Annotated in this window: 18 protein-coding genes; 7 read left to right on the top strand and 11 right to left on the bottom strand. The window is 73.6% G+C overall.

The genetic code is table 11. The annotated features are described in order from the left end of the window. Positions 1-265: 265 nt before the first annotated feature. A complete protein-coding gene (locus OHB41_RS35045; RefSeq protein ID WP_266702719.1) occupies positions 266-1,939 on the top strand; it encodes a helix-turn-helix domain-containing protein in 1,674 nt (557 codons plus the stop codon). A 149-nt stretch (positions 1,940-2,088) separates the two neighbouring features. Beyond that, a complete protein-coding gene (locus OHB41_RS35040; RefSeq protein WP_266702717.1) occupies positions 2,089-2,862 on the top strand; it encodes a hypothetical protein in 774 nt (257 codons plus the stop codon). A gap of 135 nt (positions 2,863-2,997) precedes the next feature. Here OHB41_RS35040 and OHB41_RS35035 read toward each other — a convergent pair whose 3' ends face one another. Next, entirely contained in the window at positions 2,998-3,297 is a 300-nt protein-coding gene (locus OHB41_RS35035) for a hypothetical protein (RefSeq protein WP_266702715.1), read from the bottom strand. Positions 3,298-3,481: 184 nt separating this feature from the next. After that, entirely contained in the window at positions 3,482-4,363 is an 882-nt protein-coding gene (locus OHB41_RS35030) for a GntR family transcriptional regulator (protein WP_266702713.1), read from the bottom strand. A 156-nt stretch (positions 4,364-4,519) separates the two neighbouring features. Between OHB41_RS35030 and OHB41_RS35025 the strand changes: the two genes are divergently transcribed. Beyond that, positions 4,520-5,398 carry a (2Fe-2S)-binding protein gene (locus tag OHB41_RS35025; RefSeq protein WP_266702711.1) on the top strand — a complete coding sequence of 293 codons (879 nt, stop codon included), beginning with the start codon at positions 4,520-4,522 and terminating at the stop codon, positions 5,396-5,398. Positions 5,399-5,699: 301 nt separating this feature from the next. Beyond that, entirely contained in the window at positions 5,700-6,746 is a 1,047-nt protein-coding gene (locus tag OHB41_RS35020; RefSeq protein ID WP_266702709.1) for a DUF2637 domain-containing protein, read from the top strand. A 155-nt stretch (positions 6,747-6,901) separates the two neighbouring features. Here OHB41_RS35020 and OHB41_RS35015 read toward each other — a convergent pair whose 3' ends face one another. From OHB41_RS35015 to OHB41_RS35000, 4 genes are all read right to left on the bottom strand, one after another. Beyond that, on the bottom strand, positions 6,902-7,324 hold the full coding sequence (locus tag OHB41_RS35015; protein ID WP_266706368.1) for an ATP-binding protein: 423 nt from the start codon (positions 7,322-7,324) through the stop codon (positions 6,902-6,904). 821 nt (positions 7,325-8,145) lie between these two features. Next, entirely contained in the window at positions 8,146-9,888 is a 1,743-nt protein-coding gene (locus tag OHB41_RS35010) for a pyruvate dehydrogenase (protein ID WP_266702707.1), read from the bottom strand. 75 nt (positions 9,889-9,963) lie between these two features. After that, complete coding sequence (locus tag OHB41_RS35005) at positions 9,964-11,727, bottom strand: protein phosphatase 2C domain-containing protein (protein WP_526024997.1); 1,764 nt, start codon at positions 11,725-11,727, stop codon at positions 9,964-9,966. Positions 11,728-11,770: 43 nt separating this feature from the next. Further along, positions 11,771-12,010: a hypothetical protein gene (locus OHB41_RS35000; protein ID WP_266702703.1), complete on the bottom strand. Its 240-nt coding sequence runs from the start codon at positions 12,008-12,010 to the stop codon at positions 11,771-11,773. A 1,037-nt stretch (positions 12,011-13,047) separates the two neighbouring features. Here OHB41_RS35000 and OHB41_RS34995 point away from each other — a divergent pair. Together OHB41_RS34995 and OHB41_RS34990 are read left to right on the top strand one after the other, a co-directional pair. Then, positions 13,048-14,028, top strand: coding sequence for a helix-turn-helix transcriptional regulator (locus OHB41_RS34995; RefSeq protein WP_266702701.1), 981 nt, complete (start codon positions 13,048-13,050; stop codon positions 14,026-14,028). Between the two features lie 36 nt (positions 14,029-14,064). Continuing rightward, complete coding sequence (locus OHB41_RS34990; protein WP_266702699.1) at positions 14,065-14,547, top strand: DUF456 domain-containing protein; 483 nt, start codon at positions 14,065-14,067, stop codon at positions 14,545-14,547. Between the two features lie 153 nt (positions 14,548-14,700). On the opposite strand, the gene OHB41_RS34985 is transcribed toward OHB41_RS34990, so the two are convergent. Further along, entirely contained in the window at positions 14,701-15,945 is a 1,245-nt protein-coding gene (locus tag OHB41_RS34985; RefSeq protein ID WP_266702697.1) for an SGNH/GDSL hydrolase family protein, read from the bottom strand. Positions 15,946-16,107: 162 nt separating this feature from the next. Between OHB41_RS34985 and OHB41_RS34980 the strand changes: the two genes are divergently transcribed. Further along, positions 16,108-16,476 carry a PPOX class F420-dependent oxidoreductase gene (locus OHB41_RS34980; RefSeq protein ID WP_266702695.1) on the top strand — a complete coding sequence of 123 codons (369 nt, stop codon included), beginning with the start codon at positions 16,108-16,110 and terminating at the stop codon, positions 16,474-16,476. A 4-nt stretch (positions 16,477-16,480) separates the two neighbouring features. On the opposite strand, the gene OHB41_RS34975 is transcribed toward OHB41_RS34980, so the two are convergent. From OHB41_RS34975 to OHB41_RS34960, 4 genes are all read right to left on the bottom strand, one after another. Further along, positions 16,481-17,887, bottom strand: a complete 1,407-nt coding sequence (locus OHB41_RS34975; protein WP_266706366.1) for a DNA-3-methyladenine glycosylase 2 family protein — start codon at positions 17,885-17,887, stop codon at positions 16,481-16,483. 338 nt (positions 17,888-18,225) lie between these two features. Further along, the gene (rsgA, locus tag OHB41_RS34970) at positions 18,226-19,317 is read right to left on the bottom strand and encodes a ribosome small subunit-dependent GTPase A (protein WP_266702693.1); all 1,092 of its coding nucleotides are present in this window, start codon (positions 19,315-19,317) and stop codon (positions 18,226-18,228) included. 288 nt (positions 19,318-19,605) lie between these two features. Continuing rightward, the gene (locus OHB41_RS34965; RefSeq protein WP_266702691.1) at positions 19,606-21,105 is read right to left on the bottom strand and encodes a cellulose-binding domain-containing protein; all 1,500 of its coding nucleotides are present in this window, start codon (positions 21,103-21,105) and stop codon (positions 19,606-19,608) included. 283 nt (positions 21,106-21,388) lie between these two features. Beyond that, positions 21,389-22,744, bottom strand: coding sequence for a radical SAM protein (locus tag OHB41_RS34960; RefSeq protein ID WP_266702689.1), 1,356 nt, complete (start codon positions 22,742-22,744; stop codon positions 21,389-21,391). Between the last annotated feature and the right edge of the window lie 2 nt (positions 22,745-22,746).

Below are 22,746 nucleotides of genomic sequence, written 5' to 3'. Positions count from 1 at the left end.
CGTTCATGAGTTGTTCACGCGGATCGAGGCCAGTACACAGCGCTGTCCTCCACCGGGGTCAGTCACCGAAACCATGAAGGAGTTGGCTGGCCAGGGCACTCATCTTGTAGATTCATATGAACGGGAGGGGTCAGTAACCTCTCCGGTTTCCCAGTGAAACACCCAGAACATGCCGGGACCTGGGAATACGGCTCACGGGCGCGTCCGTCCGGGGCCCACCTTCAGATCCATCGTAGTTTTCGAGACAAGAACGGCGGCGACGAGAATGCGGCTGCGCGCACTGCTGGACACCGACGCGCTGGGCCTGCGGCTGCTCGGCGGCGAGGGCGAGCTCGACCGCACCGTACGCGGTGTGATGACCACCGACCTCACGGACCCCAGCCGCTATCTCTCCGGCGGCGAACTGGTCCTCACCGGTCTCGCCTGGCGGCACGGCGCCGCGGACTCCGAGCCCTTCGTACGCATCCTCGCGGGCGCCGGGGTCGCGGCCCTCGCCGCGGGCGAGGCGGAACTCGGTGACGTCCCCGAGGACCTGGTCCTGGCCTGCGCCCGGCACCGGATGCCCCTGTTCGCCGTGAACGAGTCGGTGGCCTTCGCGACGATCACCGAACACGTCGTACGGCAGGTCTCGGGCGAGCGCGCCGGGGACCTGGCGGCCGTGGTGGACCGGCACCGGCGGATGATGACGTCCGGGCCGGCGGGCGGCGGCCCGGACGTGGTCCTCGACCTGCTCGGCTCCGACCTGGACCTGCGGGCCTGGGTGCTCTCGCCCACCGGGCGCCCCGTCGCGGGCTCGAAGCTCGCGGGGGCCGCGCTGCCCGCCGACGTGTGCGCCCGGCTGGCCGCCGAGCACCTCGCGGCCGTGCGCACCGGACGGCGCGGGCCGCACCGGGTCGTGGTGGACACGACGGCGTACTCCCTCTTCGCGGTCCGGTCGTCCGGGCGTTCCACGGGCGCGGGGCGCGACGTGCGCGAGACGGTGCTCTCCGACTGGCTGCTCGTGGTCGAGGCGGACGCCGGGGACTGGCCCGCGGAACGGCTCGACCTGCTCCAGGGCGTCACCCAGCTGATCGCCGTCGAACGGGACCGCCGGGACGCGGCACGCACGGTGCGGCGGCGCCTCGCGCAGGAGGTCCTCGAACTGGTGCAGTCGGGGGCCGCGCCCGCCGAGATCGCGGCCCGGCTGCGGGTCGCCGCCCCGGTGCTGCTGCCCGGACTCGGGGCGGCCCCGCACTGGCAGGTGGTGGTGGCCCGCGTCGAGTGGGACGGCGGCGAGATGGACGGCGGGCCGGTCGCGCAGTCGCTCCTGGAGGAGATGCTCGTCGACCCGCTGACGGCCGGCCCCGAGCACGCGGACCGCATCGCCGTCGCCCACACGGACGGCGAGGCGATCGCGCTCGTCCCCCTTCCGGCGGTCTCCTCGGAGCACGACGGCTCGGAGACCGGGCTGATCGCGGACGCGCTCCTGGCCGCCGTCCGCGATCCGCTGACGGCGGGCCTGAACGACGACGGACGGCTCACCCTCGGCGTCAGCGCGGCGGTGCACTCGGCCGAGGGACTGCGCGGCGCCCTGGAGGAGGCCCGGCACGCGCGCCGCGTCGCCGCCGCACGCCCCGGCCGGGTCTGCGCGGCCGGACACCAGGAACTGGCCTCCCACGTCCTGCTGCTGCCCTTCGTGCCGGACGACGTGCGCCGGGCCTTCACCGCGCGGCTGCTGGACCCGCTGCGCGACTACGACCGCCGCCACCGCGCCGAACTGATCCCCACCCTGGAGGCCTTCCTCGACTGCGACGGCTCCTGGACGCGCTGCGCCGCCCGTCTCCACCTGCACGTCAACACACTGCGCTACCGGGTGGGGCGTATCGAGCAGTTGACGAGCCGGGACCTTTCCCGCCTGGAGGACAAGCTCGACTTCTTCCTGGCCCTGCGCATGAGTTGAGGTCACGGGGCGGTGAGGGGCGTGTCGCCAAGTGGCGCCCCTGTCGCACGACTTTGTGAAATCCTTCACCCAGCCCCTTGGCCGGGTGCCTTGATCCGTGCTGAGATGCCACCACTCAACAGCTCAATGGCGTGCTCGGGGAGGGCAACGTGGCGCATACCGCCATGTCTGGTTCCGGAACGAACGCAGGGGACGATCCACTCCAGACCGCGGTATGGCGGCTGCGCTCGCGCGCCTGCTGGGCCGACGCGGCCGCGCTGATCCAGCCCCGGACGGCACAGGCGTCGCTGCAGAGAGCATCGCTCCTCGTCGAGCGGTGTCTGTACACCGAGCAGGGCTGGGCGGAGGCCGAGGACGCGCTCCGCACGGCGGAGGCGGTGGCCCGCAGCGACGACGAGCGGGGCGCCGCGGCCTGTGAGCGCGGACAACTCGCCTACGCGGCCACCCTGCTCGGGGTACGTGACCGCGCGGACGAGGCGCGGGCCGCACTCGGCCGGGCCGCCGCCCTGATCGCACCCGGGGCGCCGGGGCGCGCGCTACTGGACTTCCGGCGCGGGCTGCTCGCCGAGAACCTCGCGCAGTCCCCGCAGGCCGCCCGTGCCGCCTACCGCCGGGCCCACGCGGGCGCGTCCGCCCAGGGCGACCCGCTGCTGCTGTCCTTCACCTGGCGGCACCTGGCCGGACTCGCCCTGCGGGACGGCGAGTTGGCGGAGGCCCGGCACGGGTTCGGGGAATCCCTCCGGATTCGCGAGGAGTTGGGCTATCTGGTGGGCACGGCGCCGGCGCTGGCGTCCCTCGCCGACGCCGAGACCGAGCCGGAGGCCTCCCGGCTGCGGGCGGAGGCGGGACGGCTGTTCCGGCTCCTCGGGGGTGTACCGACCTGGCTGGCCCGGCAGTTGTCCCCGCCCGCCGCCACCGCCTGAGACGGCCCGCGGACGCGGGGCCACGGCCGCTCCCCGCGTCCACCGGTTGCCGGTTGCCGGTTTCCGGTTGCCGGTTGCCGGTTTCCGGATGCCGTCGGATGCGTCGCACGCCGTCGATCGACGCCGGCGCTCCCGCTAGCCGCTCTGCGCCTTCGACAGCAGGTCGCGGGCGAACGTCTCGACGGTGGTGCGGAGTTCGGGGTCGTGGGCCACGTGGACGACCGCGGCCACGGCCACGAGCAGGAGCAGGAGCAGGAAACCGACCAGACCGCGGCCCCGGACGGAGCCGCGGGACACGGGGCGGTGCGGATGCGGCGCGCCCGTGTGGCGGGCGTGCGCCATGTGGTGCAGGTCGCGGTGGTGCCGTACGTGGTTCCGATGGATCTGCTGGGCCCGCTGGGCCAGTTGCATCGCCTGCCAGGACGGGTCGGGCATCGGTGTCTCCCCCCGGTTTCGGTCGGCTCGCGCCGTGTACCGGTGGGCACGCGGACCCGGCCGCCCGGGTTCCCGTCGACCCGGTCCCGCGGCCGGCCCCGTACGAAGCCGTTACCTCCAGGGCGGGAACGCCACATACCGGCCGACCCGGGCCACCGGCCTTCCAAGTCGGCGCACACAGCCCTCAGGCGCCCGCGAAGTGCTCCCGTACGAGGGACTGCACGACCGGCAGGTCCTGGACGATCAGGGCCTCGAGGAGGGCGGTGTGCTCGGCGGCGTCGGCCACCAGGTCGGCACGGCCGCGGGAGACGGGGCCGCCGACCAGCGGCCACTGGGCGCGGCGGTGCAGGTCCTCGGCGATCTGTACGAGCTGGTCGTTGCCCGCGAGGGCGAGGACGGCACGGTGGAAGGCCCGGTCGCACTCGGCGTAGGTGGCGCGGCAGCCGGTGGACGCGGCCCGCACCGAGGCCTCGGCGAGCGGGCGCAGCTCGGCCCAGCGCGCGGCGGCCACCGTGCGCGCGAGGCGCAGCATCACCGGGATCTCGATGAGCGCGCGGATCTCGGCGAGTTCGGCCAGCTCGCGCGTCCCGCGCCGGACGACCCGGAAACCCCTGTTCGGCACGACCTCGACGGCGCCCTCCAGGGCCAGCTGCTGCATCGCCTCCCGTACCGGCGTGGCGGACACCCCGAACCGTTCGCCGAGCACGGGCGCCGAGTACACCTCGCCGGGGGCGAGCTCTCCCTCGACGAGAGCGGTGCGCAGGGCGGCGAGGATCTGCCCGCGGACCGAGGCGCGCTGGACCACCGGACGCGCGGCCTCCGCGCGAGGCGGCGGGTTCTCCACGGGAGGACACGGGAGGGGCACCTCACTGTGCGTGTGCTCACCGCGGGCCGCGGCACCGACCGTGGACGCGTCCACGGCGACGTCCCGCTCCCGGCGCCGCTCCCCCTCCCGGGGCCGTTCCGGCACCCGGGACTGGGCGGGCACCCGGACCGCCGCCGTGCGCATGTCCGGGGCGCCGTGCCCGGTGGAGCCGTGCGTGCCCAGCGAACCGGCCTGCTCCACGGGGCCTCCTCCGGGCTTGGTGGTACTTGGGGGTCAATGCGGCGGTTGTCACCCGTCCGTCAAGCACCATAGGCGCACACGGCCCCAGTTCAAACATCCGGCATTACGGGTAAGGTAAGGCTTACCTGTCAACGATCGTGAAGCGGTGGTCACCGGATGTCCGCTCCTGCCCTGACCGCAGGCGTCCCGGCCCGCCCCGGCGCCCTCCCGGCACCCTCGGCCGTCACGACTGCCTACACCCGGCTGGCCAAGGCCTTTCCCGGGCTGAGCGTCACGGAGCTGCACCCGGGCGAGGCGGCCCCCCAGGGTATCGGCTGGGTCGGCGCGGCCCGGCTCGCGGCGGGCGGCCCGGAGCTCGACACCTTCCTCGCCTGGGACGAGGCGCAGATCACCCGGGACTACGGACAGCAGGCACGCCCGGACGTCGTCGCCACGTTCGGGCTGCACCGGTACGCCTGGCCGGCCTGTCTCCTGATCACCGTCCCGTGGTTCCTGGAGCGCCGCGTGCCCCGCTTTCCTGTGGAGCACGTCACATTCCAGCGCACCCTCGGCCGGATGGCCGTGCGGACCGGCGAGTTCGCCTGTCTGCCGGACGACCCGGCGGCCACCCTGGCCGGCGCCCGCGTCGTACCGGACGAGGAGGCCCTGCGGGCCGAGGTGCGGGCCGCGGTGGCCGAGCACCTGGAGCCGGTCCTAAGCGGCTTCGGGCCCCGCATGCGACGCCGTGGCCGCGCCCTGTGGGGCATGGCCACCGACGAGATCGTCGAGAGCCTCTGGTACGTCGCCGGCCTCCTCGGCGAGGAGGAGCGCGCGCTGCGCGAACTGGAGCTACTGCTGCCGGGGGCGACGCGGCCCTACGTCGGGTCCGCAGCGTTCCGCGACCTGACCGGCCCGGACGGCCGAACCCTGACCACCCGCGACCGCGCGAGCTGCTGTCTCTTCTACACACTGCGCCCCGACGACGCCTGCCCCACCTGCCCACGCGTCTGCGACGCCGAGCGGGTCGCCAAGTCGACGGCCGGCCCCACCGGTTGAGGCCCCCCGCGGCAAGGGGGGTTCCGGGTGCTCTAAGATCAACTGCGACTGGGACACCCCTCGGGTTACAGGTGCTTCACAACTTCCTCACTTGGCGCAGGAACTTTCCGTTGAACCATCCGTACGGGTAATCTCATTCGCACTCAGCTCCCGTCCCTCGCGCGGCAGTTCGAGCAGAATGTCGCCCTGCGCATCCCTTGGCACTCCCTTGGCGGCCTCTTGCCGCGAAATCCCTTGAGGGGCGACGGGCTTGGGCCAATATGGCGGGCGTTACGCCCTATCCCAATGCAAGGGACCCCAGATGAGACTGACCGACATATCGCTGAATTGGCTGCTTCCGGGCGCCGTTTTGCTCCTGGGACTGCTGGCGGCGGTGGCGGTGCTCGCGCGCGGCAAGCGGTCCGGGGACGGCGCGGGCAGCAGTAACGACGAATCGTGGGAGCGCAGCGAGGAGCGCCGCCGGCGCAAGGAGGCCGTCTACGGCACGGCTTCCTACGTGCTGCTGTTCTGCTGTGCCGCGGTTGCCGCCGCGCTGTCCTTCCACGGCCTGGTCGGCTTCGGCCAGCAGAACCTCGGTCTGACCGACGGCTGGGAGTACCTCGTCCCGTTCGGCCTGGACGGCGCGGCCATGTTCTGTTCCGTACTCGCCGTGCGCGAGGCCAGCCACGGCGACGCGGCGCTCGGCTCGCGCATACTCGTGTGGACCTTCGCCGGTGCCGCGGCCTGGTTCAACTGGGTGCACGCGCCGCGGGGCGTGGACCACTCGGGCGCTCCCCAGTTCTTCGCGGGCATGTCCCTGTCGGCCGCCGTGCTGTTCGACCGGGCGCTGAAGCAGACCCGCCGTGCCGCGCTGCGCGAGCAGGGCCTGGTCCCGCGCCCGCTGCCGCAGATCCGGATAGTCCGCTGGCTGCGCGCTCCCCGTGAGACGTACAGCGCCTGGTCGCTGATGCTCCTGGAGAACGTCCGCACGCTGGACGAGGCCGTGGACGAGGTCCGCGAGGACAAGCGTCAGAAGGAGCAGACGCGTCTGCGCCGCCGCAACGAGGAGCGGGTCGAGCGCGCGCACCTGAAGGCGCTCAGCCGCGGTCACCGGGGCCTGCCGGGCCGCGCGAGCGCACGGGCACAGCTCGAGACGACCGTGGAGCGTGCTCCCGCTCAGGCCTCTACGGAGCCTGCTCTATCGGGGCCGGAGCCCCTGCCCGCACGTTCGCGGCCCTCCCTTCAGCCGGTCCGCAAGAGCGCTGACCCGATTACCGTCGATCTCACCGCGGAGGACGACACCATGGCCCTGCCGCGGCTCGACTCCCTGGAGCGCAAGCTCAAGGACCTGGAGCAGCAGTTCGGCTGACGTCCCGTCGGACGGGACGGGAGTGAAGTCCGGCTGGTCCGGCCGGAATCCGGCCGGACCCGGACATGAATGACGCCCGGACGGGAGTTCTGCCCGGACCACGGTGACGCCCGGACGGGAATTCCGTCCGGACAGGAATTACGGCGGCGCGGTGACTACACCGCGCCGCCGTCCAGTTCGAACCAGACCGACTTGCCGACGCCGTGGGCCCGAACACCCCACGCGTCCGCGAGGGACTGGACGAGGACGAGTCCTCTGCCGTGCGTACCGTCGTCGGCGTCCGGTACCCGCGGCCTCGGCCTGCGTCCCACGAAGTCCCGCACCTCCACACGGAGTCCGGAGGGCCGGACGGTGGCCGTCAGGATCGCGTCGTGATCGGTGTGGATGAGGGCGTTGGTGACGAGCTCGCTGGTCAACAGCTCGGCCACCTCGGACTTTCCCGGCCTCCCCCAGTGCCGTAAGAGTTCCCTCAGCGCTCTGCGGGCCTCGGGCACCGCCCGCAGGTCCGCCCTTGCCAGCCTGCGCCTGAGCTGCGCGGTGGTGGGTTGATCCGCCGCACTCCCGGACGTCTCCTCCATCATCGCCTTTGCCGTGGAGGCCCCGATCGCCACGGGACCGCGCCCTCGAACCTGCCTTCTCATGACCCCCGCCTGCATGCCGATGCCGATTCCCCTCGTGATCGAACATGTTCACGGGAATCCATGCCCTCCTACGCGAGACGGCAGTCATGTCGATTCGTCAACCCTCCGCCATGCGGGAGCGAAGGCGCGGCGGCGTGACAGGCCCGGTGCCCCCGGAAGGCGTCCGCCCACGCTCCGGGGACCGGCGGCCGCCCGCGTGAGGCGCACACCCGCCAGGGCGATCCGGCCGGCCGGCGCGGGACCCGGACCGGACGCCGTCGGTGCCGTACGGACGGCGGCCGCTCCCGGCTCCGATGACCGGTGAAGCGCGCGCTCCGGGCCGCGTACGAGCCCGCCGCGGTCGTCGCGGTCGTGCCTGATCCGGCGCGAAAGCCCTGGTGGGCGGGCGGGAATCCGCCACGGGACGGACGGCCCGCCCGCTCGGGTGCGCCGCCCTGTCCCTCGTTAGGGAACGTGCTGCCCGTTCAGGAACAGGCCCCGGGCACCCCGGTTTCCGCTCTCCCCCACCGCCGCGCACCCCCGCCGCGCGCCACCCCCGTGGAGCGCGTGGGGGAGGTGAGCCGGAGCGCGGGCGGCTCGCGACGGCGGCGCGTCCGACGATGGCACACCACCCGGAGCCTCCTGTGCGGAACGGCGTACCGCGCGCGGGCGCTCGGTCCATCTACCGACTCTCGGCTGCGTGTCCGGCCGTACTCGACGGGGGCACCCGGTCCGGCCGCGACAGCACCGGGTGTCGACAGCGCTCGTGGTCGGTAGGGCTAGGGCCTCGGCACGTTCCTGATGTTCGAGCGGGCCATCTGGAGCATGCGGCCGACTCCGCCGTCGAGGACGATCTTCGACGCCGACAGTGCGAACCCGGTCACCATGTCCGCGCTGATCTTCGGCGGGATGGACAGGGCGTTGGGGTCCGTGACGATGTCGACGAGGGCGGGGCCCTTGTGCTTGAAGGCCTCCTTCAGGGCGCCGGCCAGTTGCCGGGGCTTCTCCACGCGGATCCCGTAGGCGCCGCAGGCCCGGGCCACGGCCGCGAAGTCGGGGTTCTTGTTGGTGGTCCCGTACGACGGAAGCCCGGCGACCAGCATCTCCAACTCGACCATGCCGAGGGAGGAGTTGTTGAAGAGGACCACCTTCACGGGCAGGTCGTACTGGACGAGGGTGAGGAAGTCGCCCATCAGCATGGAGAAGCCGCCGTCGCCGGACATCGACACGACCTGGCGTCCGAGGTCGCTGAACTGGGCGCCGATCGCCATCGGCAGCGCGTTGGCCATCGAGCCGTGCGAGAACGAACCGATGATGCGGCGGCGGCCGTTGGGCGAGATGTAGCGTGCCGCCCACACGTTGCACATCCCGGTGTCGACGGTGAACACCGCGTCCTCGTCGGCGAGTTCGTCCACCACCGAGGCCACGTACTCGGGGTGGATCGGCACGTGCTTCTCGACCTTCCGGGTGTACGCCTTCACCACACCCTCGAGCGCGTCCGCGTGCTTCTTCAGCATCTTGTCCAGGAAACGGCGGTCCCCCTTGGACCGCACCCGCGGGGTGAGACAGCGCAGGGTCTCCTTGACGTCGCCCCAGACCGCCAGGTCCAGCTTCGAGCGCCGGCCGAGGTGTTCGGGGCGGACGTCGACCTGAGCGATCTTCACGTCGTCGGGGAGGAAGGCGTTGTAGGGGAAGTCGGTGCCGAGGAGGATGAGCAGGTCGCACTCGTGCGTGGCCTCGTAGGCCGCGCCGTAGCCGAGCAGACCGCTCATGCCGACGTCGAACGGGTTGTCGTACTGAATCCACTCCTTGCCGCGCAGCGCGTGTCCCACCGGTGACTTGATCTTCTCCGCGAACTCCATGACCTCGGCGTGCGCCCCCGCCGTTCCGCTGCCGCAGAAGAGGGTGACCCGGTCGGCCGCGTCGATGAGCGCGACGAGCTTGTCGATCTCGGCGTCGCCGGGGCGGACGCTCGGCCGGGAGGTGACGAGGGCGGTCTCGACGGTCTTGTCCGGGGCGGGCGCGGCGGCGATGTCACCGGGAAGGGAGACGACGCTGACGCCCGACTGGCCGATCGCGTGCTGGATGGCGGTCTGCAGCAGCCTGGGCATCTGCTTCGGGTTGGAGATCAGCTCGCTGTAGTGGCTGCACTCGCTGAAGAGCCGGTCGGGGTGGGTCTCCTGGAAGTAGCCGAGGCCGATCTCGCTGGAGGGGATCTGCGAGGCGAGGGCGAGCACCGGAGCCATGGAGCGGTGGGCGTCGTACAGACCGTTGATGAGATGGAGGTTGCCCGGGCCGCAGGAGCCCGCGCAGGCGGTGAGCCTGCCCGTGATCTGGGCCTCCGCGCCCGCGGCGAAGGCGGCGGTCTCCTCGTGCCGGACGTGGATCCAGTCGATCGCGGAATTGCGCCGGATCGCGTCCACGACGGGGTTGAGGCTGTCACCGACGACGCCGTACAGGCGCTTGACCCCCGCGCGGGCGAGGATGTCGACGAACTGTTCGGCGACGTTCTGCTTGGCCATGCTGCACGCACCCCTTAGTGGTCCTGGAACCCTTGAGTCCGTCCTCTGGGGTCCATGAATTCACAGGGAACGCGGTTACGCCTCCCAAACGGCCGCCGCGGTCCGGTCGTCCGCGTAGCCCTTGACCCTCACCTGGGTGTCGGCGAGGAACGCGGCCAGCCCCGGCGGGCCGCCCGTGGACCAGCGGGTCGTCAGGTGCTCGCAGAGCCCCGGTTCGCCGCGCAGGGGATCGGCGAGGCCGCCCGTGCACAGCAGGAGCGTGTCACCCGGCCGGGCGATGGAGGCACGGAAGCGGAAGGGGGCACGCGGCGGTGCGGGGGCGGGCTCGTACGGGCTCGGGGGCGTCGCGATGCCCAGGTCCATGGTGAGCCGGTCGCCCTCGGGGGTCTCGTGGGGCAGCGATCCGAAGCCGACCACCGGCTCTCCGGTGGTGTCGCCGGTCCGTGGCTCGATGTCCTGCCACTCGCCGTCCCGCAGCCGGAACAGACCGCCGTCACCGACGCCGAAGAAGACACGTGTACGGCACTCGGGATCCGCGGTGAGCAGCAGGCAGCGCAGGCTCGCGGTGTAGTCCTCGGGCTCGACGCCCTGCTCGGCCGCGCTCGCGCGCAGCTTGCCGAGGCTGCGGTCGGTGAGCCGGTGCAGTCCCGACTTCAGGTCGCCGCGCCGGGCGGCTCGGATGTCCTCGGCCAGCCGTGCGTGACTGCGGCCGACGGCCCGCCCGATCCACCGGCAGGCCTCGGCGGCCGCCCGGTGCGCGCCGGGGGTGGCACGGGCACCGGTCGCCATCGCCACCAGCACCAGCGCCTCCTCGGCCGTCCCGAAGCGGGCGGTCAACAGGGCGTCGCGGCGCGGCTCACCCCGGTAGCGCGCGGAGTCCCCGCGCACGGAGACCGCCCGCAGGGTGCTGGTCCCGTAGCGCGCCCCGTCCAGCACGGTGTCGGAGACCAGGTCGTCGAGGCCGTCCGGGTCGGCGGGCGGAAGCGCGGTGGGTTCGGCGTCGTAGGTGGGCGGGCCCGAGCCCACGTGGGCCACGGAGGGCCGCTCCTGGGGAGCCGCGGGCAGGGGTTCGTACGGCGCGAGGACGGACAGGTCGGGGCGGGTGGGCGGCGGAGCGGCGTCCGGGGTCCCAGGGGCCGGGGCGTGCGGGGCCCACGTGTCGGGCCGTGCGGCGCCCGGGGTGGCCGGGGAAGCCGGGGCGACCTTGGGTGGCGGGAGCGCGGCAGGGCTGTCCAGCGGGGCCCCGGGGGGCCGCGGCGGAGCACCGGCCGGGACGGCCGACGCGGGCGACGCCGTGGGGGGCGGGGGTGCGGGCGGGGCCACGGAGCTCCGCGGAACCTCGGCGCGGTACCCCGGAGGCGTCGGCCCGGGCGGGTAGGCCGCGGGCACGGACGGACCGGCGGGGGTCGGTGCGGCGGCGGGCCTCGGTGGATCGGCGGGCACCGGCGGATCGTCCGGCACCGGTGGATCGTTCGGCGCGAACGGACCGGCGGGAGCCGTGGAACCGGCGGGGGCCGACGATTCGGCCCCTGCCCACGGCCCGGCGGACGTCGGCCGATCAGCGGGCCTCGGCGGACCGGCCTGCACCGGCGGATCAGCGGGCGCGGACGGGCCGGCGGAGGCCGAGGGACCGGCGGGCGCCGACGATTCGGCCCCCGCCCACGGCCCAGCGGACGCAGGTCGATCAGCGGGCCTCGGCGGACCGGCCTGCACCGGCGGATCAGCGGGCGCGGACGGGCCGGCGGAGGCCGAGGGACCGGCGGGCGCCGACGATTCGGCCCCCGCCCACGGCCCAGCGGACGCAGGCCGATCAGCGGGCCTCGGCGGACCGGCCTGCACCGGCGGACCGGCGGGCCCGGACGGACCAGCGGCCGCGGCCGGATCAGCGGACCCGGCGGACGCAGATGACCCGGTGGCCGCAGGCGAACCGGTGGCCGCAGGCGAACCGGCACCTGCCCACGGGCCGGCAGACGCCGGCGGGGCGGTGGGCGACGGCGGGGCGGTGGGCGACGGCGGGGCGGTGGGCGACGGCGGGGCGGTGGGGGTCGGTGGAGCGGTGGGGGTCGGTGGAGGGGGCGGTGCCGGTGGACCGGCGGGGGCCGGCGAATCGGCGGGTGCCCACGGCCCGGGGGACACAGGCGGGGCAGCGGGCGCGGACAGCCCGGCAGAGGTCGGCGGAGCGGCCGGCCTCGGCGGATCAGCGGGCGCGGACGAGTTCGCGGGCGTCCATGGCCCGGCGGGCGCGGGCGGTGCGAAAGGTGTCGGCGGATCGGCCGGCGGCGGCTCCCAGGGGGCCCGCCGGCGGACGGGGTCGTCCCGGCGCGGCGGGGTCGGGAGCGGCTCGGGGGCCATGCCGCGGCGGGAGGCGCCGTGCCACGGCCCCGGGCCGCCGACGCGCTGCTCCGGCGGCGCGGGAGGCTCCCCCGGTGGCGCCGGGGCGTCGCGCTCCGGCGCCTGCGACCGGCCGGCGGACCCCGGCCCGGCCGGTTCCGCCCCGGCCGGTTCCGCCCCGGCCGTGTCCGCCCCGACCGTCCCCGCGGCCGACGCGAACCGGTCGTCGAGGGAATCGGGCGCGGCGGCCGGCCCGGTGTCCTGGGTGGAGTCGTCGTACAACTGCCCCCACCAATCGTCCTCGTGACCGGTGTGGCTCTCCCCCTGCTGGCTCATGCCCCTAATTGTCACCGCGGGAGCCGGTTGAAAACGGGGCATCCGGAAATCCGGCCACCCGGACCGGTCCGCTGAACGCCCGGCCTCCGACATGTCGAACAACGCCGCGGACAAAGGAGGTTCGGGAGAAGCCGCCGGACGATCCCACCCCCCACGGGAGAACCGCCCGGCGGCGCCTCGGTGACCGGGCCTCGCGCACGCGCGCACCTCGCGCGCCGCGCGGGCCCGCGCCACGGTCCGGGCCGCCGACGCGCCGTCCACGTCGGCCGATTCACCCCTGAGCGCGACCCGCTTCCCTGGGACGTCCCCGGGACTTCCCCGAAATTTCCCCAGGATGCCCGGCGGGCCTGCACCGGCGGTGACCGGTGCCCCGGTGCCGTGAGCTTGGCAGAGTTGCGGGTGCTGCGGCGATGATGTGCCGAGGCGGGTTTGCGCCGTGGCCGGTTTCCGCCACGGCCCGGCCGGAACGAAACCTGGGGAGGGCATCGCCGCATGCTGGGAGCGATAGGTCTGGACGAGACGCACGAGTCGGCGTACCGGGCACTGGTGTCCGTGGGCGCCGCCGACGTGCCCGATCTCGCACGCCGGCTCACGCTCGGCGAGTACGACACCGAACGCGCCCTGCGCCGGCTCGAACGGCACGGTCTCGCGGCCCAGTCGTCGGCGCGGCCGGGCCGCTGGGTCGCGGCGCCCCCGGGGGTCGCCCTCGGCGCGCTGCTCACCCAGCAGCGCCACGAGCTGGACAAGGCGGAGCTGGCGGCCGCGCTGCTCGCCGAGGAGTACCGCGCCCAGGCCACCGAACCCGCCGTGCACGACCTGGTCGAGGTGGTGATCGGCGCGGCGGCGGTCACCCAGCGGTTCCTGCAGCTCCAGCTCGGCGCGAGCGAGGAGGTGTGCGCACTGGTCACGGGGACCCCGATAGCGGTCTCCGGGATGGACAACGACGCGGAGGAGCAGGCGGCAGGGCGCGGCGTCCGGTACCGCGTGGTCCTCGAACGCGCCGTACTCGACCAGCCCACCGGCGTCACCGAGCTGTCCGCCGCGCTGAGCCGCGAGGAGCAGGTGCGGGTGGTGGACGAGGTGCCGACCAAACTCGTGATCGCCGACCGGACGCTCGCCATGGTGCCGCTCACCTCCCACACCGCCCAGCCCGCCGCGCTGGTCGTGCACGCCAGCGGGCTGCTGGAGCTGCTGTCGGGCCTGTTCGAGTCGGTGTGGCGGGACGCGCTGCCGCTGCGGCTGGGCAGCCGGGGCTTCGTGGAACAGGGGCCGGACGGCCCGGACGGCACCGATCTGGAGATCCTCTCGCTGCTGCTGGCCGGGCTGACCGACGCGAGCGTGGCCAAGCAGCTCGACCTGGGCCTGCGGACCGTGCAGCGCCGGGTGAAGCGGCTGATGGAGCTGACGGACGTGACGACCCGGCTGCAGCTGGGCTGGCACGCCTACGAGAAGGGCTGGGTGGCCCGGGACTGACCTGCGCCCTCCCGTCCGCTCCGGCACCCTTGACAGATGGGAGCGTGGGAACTCCTCCTGGTCGGCGTGGTGATCGCGCTCGGCGTGTGCGGAGTGCTGGTGCCCGGCGTGCCGGGGTCGTGGCTCGTCTGGGCCGCGGTCCTGTGGTGGGCGCTGGGCGCCCCGCAGGCGCTGGCCTGGGCCGTGCTCGTGGGCGCGACCCTGGTCCTGCTGCTGGCCCAGGCGATCCGCTGGGCGCTGCCTCCCCGGCGGCTCCGCGAGGGCGGCGCCACCCCGCGTACGGGGCTGTACGCGGGGACCGGGGCGCTGCTCGGCTTCTGTCTGCTGCCGGTGATCGGCGCGGTGCCGGGTTTCCTCGGCGGGATCTATCTCCATGAGCGGCTGGCCGTGGGCGGGCACGAGCGGGCCTGGTCGACGGTGCGGACCCTGATGCGGTCCGGCGGCTGGAGCATCCTGACGGAGCTGTTCGCCTGTCTGCTGATCGCGGGCGCGTGGCTGGGCGCGGTGGTCTGGGGCTGACGCACCCCCGGGCCTCCTCCCCGGCCTGCCCGGGCTCCCTGGATCTGCCCGGTCCTCCCCGGCCGCCTGGGCCCCTGGAGCCGCCTGGGCCTCCTGTCTCCCCCCTGGACCTCCTGTCCCCCCTGGGCCTCTCTGAAGCTCCCTGAACCTCCCCTAGGGAACAAGCGTTCCCAGATCCACCGTGTCGGCCATCGCCCGCATGCCCGCGTCGTTGAAGTGGAGGTGGTCGCCGGGATCGTAGGCGGGGCGGATGCGGTACGGGTCGGCCGGGTCGCGGACGGCGGCGTCGAAGTCCGCCACCGCGTCGAAGAGGCCGCCCGCGCGGAGGAAGGCGTTGACCTCCTGCCGGACGGCCTCGCGCGGCTCGGTCCACGCCGGATGGCCGCCGTACGGCGTGATCGTGGCGCCGACGACCCGGATCCCGAGGGCGTGGGCACGCGCCACGATCCGGCGGTACGCGTCTTCCAGGGCGAGGGGGTCCCGCTGTTCGGGCGTGCCCTTGATGTCGTTGATGCCCTCCATCACGATCACCGCCCGCACCCCGGCGCGGGAGAGCACGTCGGCGTCGAGCCGGTCCAGAGCACTGGGACCGCTGCCCGCGAGCAGCAGCCGGTTCCCGGAGATCCCCGCGTTGAGGACACCGAGCCGGCGGTACGGCGGGAGGTCGCGCAGCCGGGCGGCGAGCCGGTCGGGCCAGCGGCGGTTGGTGTCGGGGGTCGAACCGTTCCCGTCGGTGATGGAGTCCCCGAGCGCGACCACGCTGCCCACGGCGCCGGCGCCCAGGACGTCGACGCCGGTCACGTAGAACCAGTTGCCGAGGCCGACCGTGTACCGGGTACCGCGCTCGTCCGCGGTCCGATCACCGTCAGGGGCCAGGAAGTTGGTCTGGTGAGCCGAGCGGTGGTACGTCGCCGGGCCGGAGTCGGCCGGGGTGTGGACGGAGATCAGGAGGTTGGCGTCGGCGGGGATCCGCAGGCGGACGGGGTCGCCGAGCAGGTCCGTGCCCGGCGGGACGACCACCGACCCGGCCCCGGCGAAGGTCACCGTCCGCATCGATCCCGGGACGGCGTCGGGTCCTGCGGGCTCCCCCGGTTCCTGCAACGCGACGGTGACGGCCCCGAGTCGCAGGGGTGCGGTGCCCAACCGGTTGGAGATCCGGACGCGGACCGCCTCGCCGCCGACACTCGTGTGCACGACGTTGCGGATCGAGGCGCCGGGCCGGGCCGGGGCGGTGCCGGAGGGGGCGGCCTCCCAGGTGCCGGTCCAGTTCCGGTCGAGGGCGGGGGCACCTCCCGGGGCGGGGCCGGGCCCCGTGTCGGCTCTCGCGCACGGTGTAGCGAGCGTCAGGACGGTTGCCAGGGCGGCGACGAGGTGCCGGACCATGATCACGCGGGTCATGCGGCATGGCTTCCCCGGTCACCGGCGCGCCCAACGGAATGTCACACCGTCAGCCGCACTCCGATGCAAGGGCATTGACCCGCGTCCGTCACCCGCGCTCCTCCCCGGGACCGGGGTCCTCGGCCCGATGCGTGCCCGGCGCCGACGTGTTTGGCTGCTGCCATGACCGAATTCAGCGAGGCCGAGCGCGCGTATCTGAGGTCGCAGCGGCTGGGGCGGCTGGCCACCGTCGACGCCCACGGCCAGCCGCAGGCGAACCCCGTCGGGTTCTTCCCCCGGGACGACGGGACGATCCTGATCGGCGGCCATGCGATGGGCACCACCAAGAAGTGGCGCAACCTGCAGAAGAACCCGAAGGTCGCCCTGGTCGTCGACGACGTCGTCAGTCTCCGGCCGTGGAAGGTACGCGGCATCGACATCCGCGGCGAGGCCGAACTGCTCAGCGGCCCCCACGACTTGGGTCCCCACTTCAGCGAGGAGCTGATCCGCGTCCACCCGCGGCGAATCCACAGCTGGGGCCTGGAGGACTGACCGCTCACCGCCCCTCGCCCAGCGCCGCCTCCTCCTCTTCCTCGGCCCTGAGGTGTCGCACCCCGTACGAACGCCACGGGCGCCACGCCTCCGGGACCTCCCCATCGGGTGGTGCCACGTCGGGGTCACCGAGGGCGCGGGTCCGGACAGCCGCGACCGTGTGCGCGTCCAGACCCGGGAGCGCGAACATGGCCGCCTCCGCCGCGTCGCGATCGGCACCCGCGTCGAGCCGCAGTGTGCCGTCGGCGAGGGCGGCGGTGAGCGAACCGAGGGGGCCGTCCGGCTCGGCCTCCGCGAGGACGGCCGGCTCGGGGAACACATGGGTGAGCGTCCCGTGCGGGGCGTCCAGCGCCTTGCCGTATCGGCGCACCAGCCGTTCCGCGGCCGGCCGGCCGACCAGCGCGCGCACGGCCAGCTCGTCCGGATCCGCGGCACCCGGCGACCGCAGGCCGGGCCGCGCGGCGACCGACGCCGCCAGCCGTGGATCGGCGGCCAGCCGCTCGTCCACCGCGTACGGGTCGGCGTCGAGATCGAACAGCCGCCGCAACCGCTGGACGGCGGTGGTCAGATCACGCAGGTCGGTGAGGTGAAGACGGGTGTCGAGCCAGCCACCCGGCTGGGACGCCCGCCCGTCCGGACACTCGTTCACCGCGACGACCCCGGGGCCGTACGGGAGGCGGAGGGTGCGCCGGTAGGTACGGCGACCGCGGGTGCCGCTCATGTCCTCCACCCCCGCGACCGTCTCGCGGGCGAGGAGGTCGAAGACGGCCGTCGCCCGGTACGGACCCCGGTGGGCGAGGCGCAGCGGGATCCCGGCGGCCGGGGTGTCCGCGCGCCGGGCGCCGGGCCCCCCGCGCGAGGCCGCGGCGCGCAGTGCGCTGGGCGTCGAGGCGTACACCGCGCGGACCGTGTCGTTGAACTGCCGCACACTGGCGAACCCGGCCGCGAACGCGATCTCCGTGACCGGCAGTCCGGTGGTCTGCAACAGGACCCGCGCGGTGTGGGCGCGCTGGGCCCGGGCCAGTGCGACGGGGCCCGCGCCGACCTCGGCGGTGAGCTGCCGCTGCACCTGGCGGGTGCTGTACCCGAGCCGTGCGGCGAGGCCGCCGACGCCTTCACGGTCCACCACACCGTCACCGATCAACCGCATGGCGCGACCCACGACATCGGCCCGCACGTTCCACTCCGCGGAGCCCGGCACGGCGTCCGGGCGGCATCGGCGACAGGCCCGGAAGCCCGAGCCCTGGGCGGCCGCCGCGGTCGTGTAGTACCGCACGTTCCGCCGCTTCGGTGTCACCGCGGGGCAGCTCGGCCGGCAGTAGATCCCCGTCGTCTCCACCGCGAAGAAGAACTCCCCGTCGAACCGGGCGTCCCTGCTCCGCACGGCCTCGTACCTGGTCTCTTCATCGATCACGTGTCCCAGTGTGCGGGGCGGCTGCCGCCGGGGCTGGCGGGAATCGGACGTGACGCTCGGGCCCGTTGCCGGGGGCTGCCGCCCCCAGGCCCCCGCTTCGGCCTGGCGGGCCTCGTCCTCAATCGCCGGACGGGCTGGAGATGCGAGCCCGCGCTGATGGGGCGCCCCCGGAAGCTGACGCCCAGGTCATGCATGTCAGCCCGACCGCCGTTTGAGGACGAGCCCTTCGGGCGAAGCGGGGGTCCAGGGGGCGCAGCGCCCCTGGCGGGGGCCCGGGGGCGGAGCCACCGGTCACGGCGGCACCCGAACCCCACGCCCCCTGCCCAGACCAAGTGTCAACGCCCCCGTTTGGCCTCCATGGCCGCCTTCCCCTCCGCCCCCTTCCGCTTCCAGTCCCGCCGGATCTCCGCCCGCAACCGCGCGTCGGTCTTCGCGACGATGCGCTGGTTCTCACGCAGGAGCTTGCGGTAGCTGTCCAGGCGTCGTTCGGACAGGGCGCCGGACTCGAGGGCGGTGAGTACGGCGCAGCCGGGCTCCGCGATGTGCGCGCAGTCGTGGAAGCGGCAGTCCGCGGCGAGCTCCTCGATCTCCGCGAAGACCTGCCCGACCCCGGACTCGGCGTCCCAGAGGCCGACGCCGCGCAGACCGGGTGTGTCGATGAGGACGCCGCCGCCGGGGAGGGCGAGGAGATTGCGGGTCGTCGTGGTGTGGCGGCCCTTGCCGTCCGCCACACGCGCGGCCTGCACATGCATCACGTCCTCGCCGATCAGGGCGTTGGCGAGGGTCGACTTGCCCGCGCCGGACTGTCCGAGGAGCACGGTCGTGCCTCCGGACAGGACGGCCGCCAGCACGTCGAGCCCTTCGCCGGTGCCGGCGCTCACCGGGAGTACGGCGACCCCCGGCGCGGTGGTCTCCACGTCCTGTACGAGGTGACCGAGGGTGACGGGGTCCGGCACCAGGTCGGCCTTGGTGAGGACGACGACCGGTTGCGCGCCGGATTCCCAGGCGAGCGCGAGGAAGCGTTCGACGCGGCCGAGTTCGAGTTCCACGGCGAGCGACACGGCGATGACGGCGTAGTCGACGTTGGCCGCCAGGATCTGTCCCTCGGAGCGCTTGGAGGAGGTGGAGCGCACGAAGGCGGTGCGGCGCGGCAGATACGTGCGTACGTAGCGCGGGTTGCCCGCGGGTTCGACGGCGACCCAGTCGCCGGTGCACACGACCCGCAACGGATCGTGCGGGGTCACGAACGCGGTGTCCGCGCGGAGGACACCGTCGGCGGTGACCACGTCGCACTGCCCGCGGTCGACGCGGACGACCCGGCCGGCCAGCAGCCCTTCGGCGTCGTAGGGAGCGAACGCGTCCGCCCAGGCGTCGTCCCAGCCGTACGACTGGAGGGGGTGTACCGCGGGAAAAACGGAGGAAGTCAAGGGAAACCCTTCACAAGGGCGGCCCCGGCGCGCGCACTCGGGCGCGAAGAAGGTGGAAGGTCAGCCGGCGGCCACGGAAGTGGACTTGATGAACTTCTGGATGCGGGCAGTGCCCATCTCAGTGACAGCCATCGGTCACACCTCCTTCATCGCTCAGCCGGCAGCGGTGGCCGACGGCCACCGCGTGAAGCGATCTTCAGCCTATAGAGAGCCGGTACTCGGCGCCACCGGTTTTCCGCTCCCGCCCGGGAGCGGGCCGGCGCGCCCCGCCGGGAGCGACCCTTCGTCTCAACTGCCCCCGTCGCAGCGGTCGTTGTTGAGAGTGAAGTCGTGCGGGGCCGAGTTGGCTCCGCTCCACGAGCCGAGGAAGCCGAAGGCGAAGGTGCCGTTCGGGGCGACGGACTTGTTGTAGTCGGCGGCGGTGGCCGTGACCCTGGCGTCGTCCTGGGTGAAGGTGCCGTCCCACATCTGGCCGACGCGCTGGCCGTCGTCGAAGGTCCAGCCGAGCCGCCAGGTGCTGAGGGCCTCGGCGGAGGTGACGGTGACGGTGGCCTGGAAGCCGTCCGGCCACTCGTTGACGATCTCGTACTTCACCTCGCAGTCCGCCGACGCGTTCTTGGTGACGTCCGCCGGGCGCTCCGACTTGTTCGCGGGCTCGGAGGACTCCCCCTGGGCCTCCGGGTCGGAGCTGACCTCCGGCCGTGTCGTCGAGGCCGCGGTGGCGGTAGCGGTAGCGGTGATGTCGGTGACGGGCGAACCCGACGCGTCCGCCGGGACGGAAGGCAGGGGCTCCGCCACCGGCTGCCGCTCGCCCGACGCGCCGCTCGCGGGCGCAGCCCCGTCGTGGGAACCGCCGAAGGGCATCAGGGAGACCGTGAGCGCCAGCGCCGACACGGCGACGGCCGCCACCAGGATCCCGGTCCGGCCGATCCGGGGCCGGACCGGGCGGCCCTCGGCCAGGCCCGTGTCCACGGCCGCGTCGGTACGGCCGCCGGTCAGCCCCGCCTCCGCGGCGCGGCGCCGCCGTTCCAGATACGCGAGGCCGCCCCAGCCGATCACGCCGCCCGAGATCGCCGCGGGCAGCCCGCCGCCGTGCAGCCGCAGGCAGGCGGCCGCCTCCGCACACCGCACGCAGCGCGCGAGGTGCCGTGAGAGGTCGCCGGGGGTCTCGGCGCCGGGAGAGCGGGTGACCGCGTCCAGCAGCCGTGCGTAGCTGCGGCAGCCCGCGTCCATCGGGGTGTCGAGGTGGTTGCGATGGCAACGGTCCCGGAACAGCGCCCGCACCTGGGCGAGTTCGGTGGCCGCGGCCGACGGGTCCAGGCCGAGGCGCCGGGCCACGGCGGGCAGCGGCAGCGATTCGACCTCGGCCAGCCAGAGCAGGGCGGCGTCCGGCTCCTGCAGGTCCTGCAGGCCGCGCAGCGCGACGGGGCGGTGCAGCGGCGGCCCGGTGTAGCGCGCGGCCTTCTCGGAGTTGAGCCACAGCCGCAGGTCGGGGTCGAGCCGGTGGCCCAGGCCGGCCGCCTCCCAGGCGGCGGCCGCGGCCCGGACCGAGGTCAGCAGCAGCGGAATGCGGGGCAGCCTGAGCACCCTGCGCCCGGTGCCGGTGTTCTTCGATGCCGCGGTGGCGGCGCGCAGTTCGGTGATGCCGTGCGTGAAGGCCTCGGTCGCCAGTTGCGTGGCCGCGGCCGAACCGGACGTGCACAGATCGGCGTACGACAGGACCGCGTCCCAGCACTCCGAGAGCAGCGCGGCCTCGGCGGCGTCCTGGGGGGTCGGCAGGTCGGGCATGGGGGACTCCTGCATCAACTGCTTCCATGTGCTACGTCAAAGAACGCAAATGCCAACTCGTCTTCCGTACAGGAGAGTTGGTAGCCATCTCAACGACAGCGCCCGAGCCTTTCACGGTTCCCACACAACTGACAAGCGAGGCATTCAATTCGTGCGGCACGTGGTCGCGGCACCGCTCGAGGCACCGCTCGCGGCCCCCTTTGTGGCCCGTTCGTGGCACCGAGGAAGGCCTCCCTCCCGTAGTACGGGAGGGAGGCCGGTAAGTCTCGGTCTCAGGCGGCTTTCACGAAACGGCGGGCCCGCTCGCGTCCGCGACCGCGGGTTCCAGCGCCGGAAGGCTGTCCATGAAGGAGCTGACCGAGAAGACCGCGTTGCCCGGGCCGGGCGGGCCGTATCCGGGCGGCGAGGACAGCCCGAAGTCGTCCATCGTGGAGCGGTACGCCTCCAGGAGGCGGATGTGGTACTCCAGCGGCGCACCCTGCGGGTTGGCCTTGCCCAGGGGGGTGGTCGGCTCCGGGCACCAGGTGGTGAAGCGCGGGGTGATGCCGTGCGACATGAAGAAGCGCAGGCCCTCGGTGGTCGAGGCGATGGCCTCGTCGACCGTGGTGAACCCGAACGGCTCGGCCATCTCCACACCCGCCACGAAGTTGGGGATGACGTTGCGCGCGCCGAAGATCTCCGCCGAGTCGAGGATCCGCCGGTGCCACTCGTCGCGGCCGACGTAGCGCTCCTTGCCGGGGCAGTAGAGCTCGAAGAGACGGCGGTCCCACACCTCGTAGTTGGGGTGGTAGATCTGCACCCCGTAGTCCTTGAACCGCTGTACGTCGTCGCGCGGCAGCGCCTGCGCGACGACCTTGCCGATCCACCGCCCCGGGAAGCGCTCCTCGATGGCCTTGGCGTAGTGCCCGTAGAAGTCGGCCTCGTCGCGGCCGGCGACCTGCGAGGTGATGGCGCCGCCGGTGAGGGTGTACGCGGTGGACGCCTTGGCGGTGTCGTACCGGTCGATGATCTCCAGCGCCTCCAGGACCTCCTCCACGTCCTTCACGCCGGTGTAGGGGCGTCCGGCAGCCTTGTGCTGGCGCCAGTTGTGGTTGATGTCGCAGTACTGGCACTCCTCCTTGGCGCCGAAGTACTGGCAGACGCGGAAGACGGTGAGGTAGATCAGGTAGCCCCACTGGATGGTGGGTGCCACCTCCATCACGGACTTCCCGTTGGAGAGGGTGTGCCGGTAGTACTCGGGCATCGGCGGCACGCCGACGTCGGAGACCCGCTTTCCGTTGAGGTACAGCCCGAGCATCCCGTCCTCGTCGGCCGCCACCCGGTACGGCGAGGAGGGGTTGACGCGCACGGACACGACCGTCCGCCGCAGGTCGTACGGGCCGCCGGTGAGGATGATCTCCTCGGGCGGACGCCGCAGGGCCGCCTCGCCGAGCTCGGGCAGGGTGCCGTGGTCGAAGGAGAAGATGAAGTACGACTTCGGCTTGACGTCACCGGCCGCCTCGTTGGTGGTGTCGCTCAGCGCCGAGGCGTCGAAGGCCACACCCCCGCGGAGCAGGTCCTCCTTGAAGACGGCTTCCCGCGGTACGTGCGGGAACCGCTCCATCAGATCCTCGACCAGCGCGGTGCGGCTGCCGCCCATCC

The sequence above is a fragment of the Streptomyces sp. NBC_01571 genome, assembly GCF_026339875.1.
Taxonomy (GTDB): Bacteria; Actinomycetota; Actinomycetes; order Streptomycetales; family Streptomycetaceae; genus Streptomyces.
Note: the sequence above shows the minus strand (reverse complement) of the source record. Positions and strands in the feature narration are given on the sequence as shown.

Bases quoted from the DNA above. Each gene is read 5' to 3' on its own strand.
- OHB41_RS35045 (WP_266702719.1), top strand. From the start codon at position 266: ATGCGGCTGCGCGCACTGCTGGACACCGACGCGCTGGGCCTGCGGCTG.
- OHB41_RS35035 (WP_266702715.1), bottom strand. From the start codon at position 3,297: ATGCCCGACCCGTCCTGGCAGGCGATGCAACTGGCCCAGCGGGCCCAG.
- OHB41_RS35025 (WP_266702711.1), top strand. From the start codon at position 4,520: ATGTCCGCTCCTGCCCTGACCGCAGGCGTCCCGGCCCGCCCCGGCGCC.
- OHB41_RS35020 (WP_266702709.1), top strand. From the start codon at position 5,700: ATGAGACTGACCGACATATCGCTGAATTGGCTGCTTCCGGGCGCCGTT.
- OHB41_RS35015 (WP_266706368.1), bottom strand. From the start codon at position 7,324: ATGGAGGAGACGTCCGGGAGTGCGGCGGATCAACCCACCACCGCGCAG.
- OHB41_RS35010 (WP_266702707.1), bottom strand. From the start codon at position 9,888: ATGGCCAAGCAGAACGTCGCCGAACAGTTCGTCGACATCCTCGCCCGC.
- OHB41_RS34995 (WP_266702701.1), top strand. From the start codon at position 13,048: ATGCTGGGAGCGATAGGTCTGGACGAGACGCACGAGTCGGCGTACCGG.
- OHB41_RS34990 (WP_266702699.1), top strand. From the start codon at position 14,065: ATGGGAGCGTGGGAACTCCTCCTGGTCGGCGTGGTGATCGCGCTCGGC.
- OHB41_RS34985 (WP_266702697.1), bottom strand. From the start codon at position 15,945: ATGACCCGCGTGATCATGGTCCGGCACCTCGTCGCCGCCCTGGCAACC.
- OHB41_RS34980 (WP_266702695.1), top strand. From the start codon at position 16,108: ATGACCGAATTCAGCGAGGCCGAGCGCGCGTATCTGAGGTCGCAGCGG.
- OHB41_RS34965 (WP_266702691.1), bottom strand. From the start codon at position 21,105: ATGCCCGACCTGCCGACCCCCCAGGACGCCGCCGAGGCCGCGCTGCTC.
- OHB41_RS34960 (WP_266702689.1), bottom strand. From the start codon at position 22,744: ATGGGCGGCAGCCGCACCGCGCTGGTCGAGGATCTGATGGAGCGGTTC.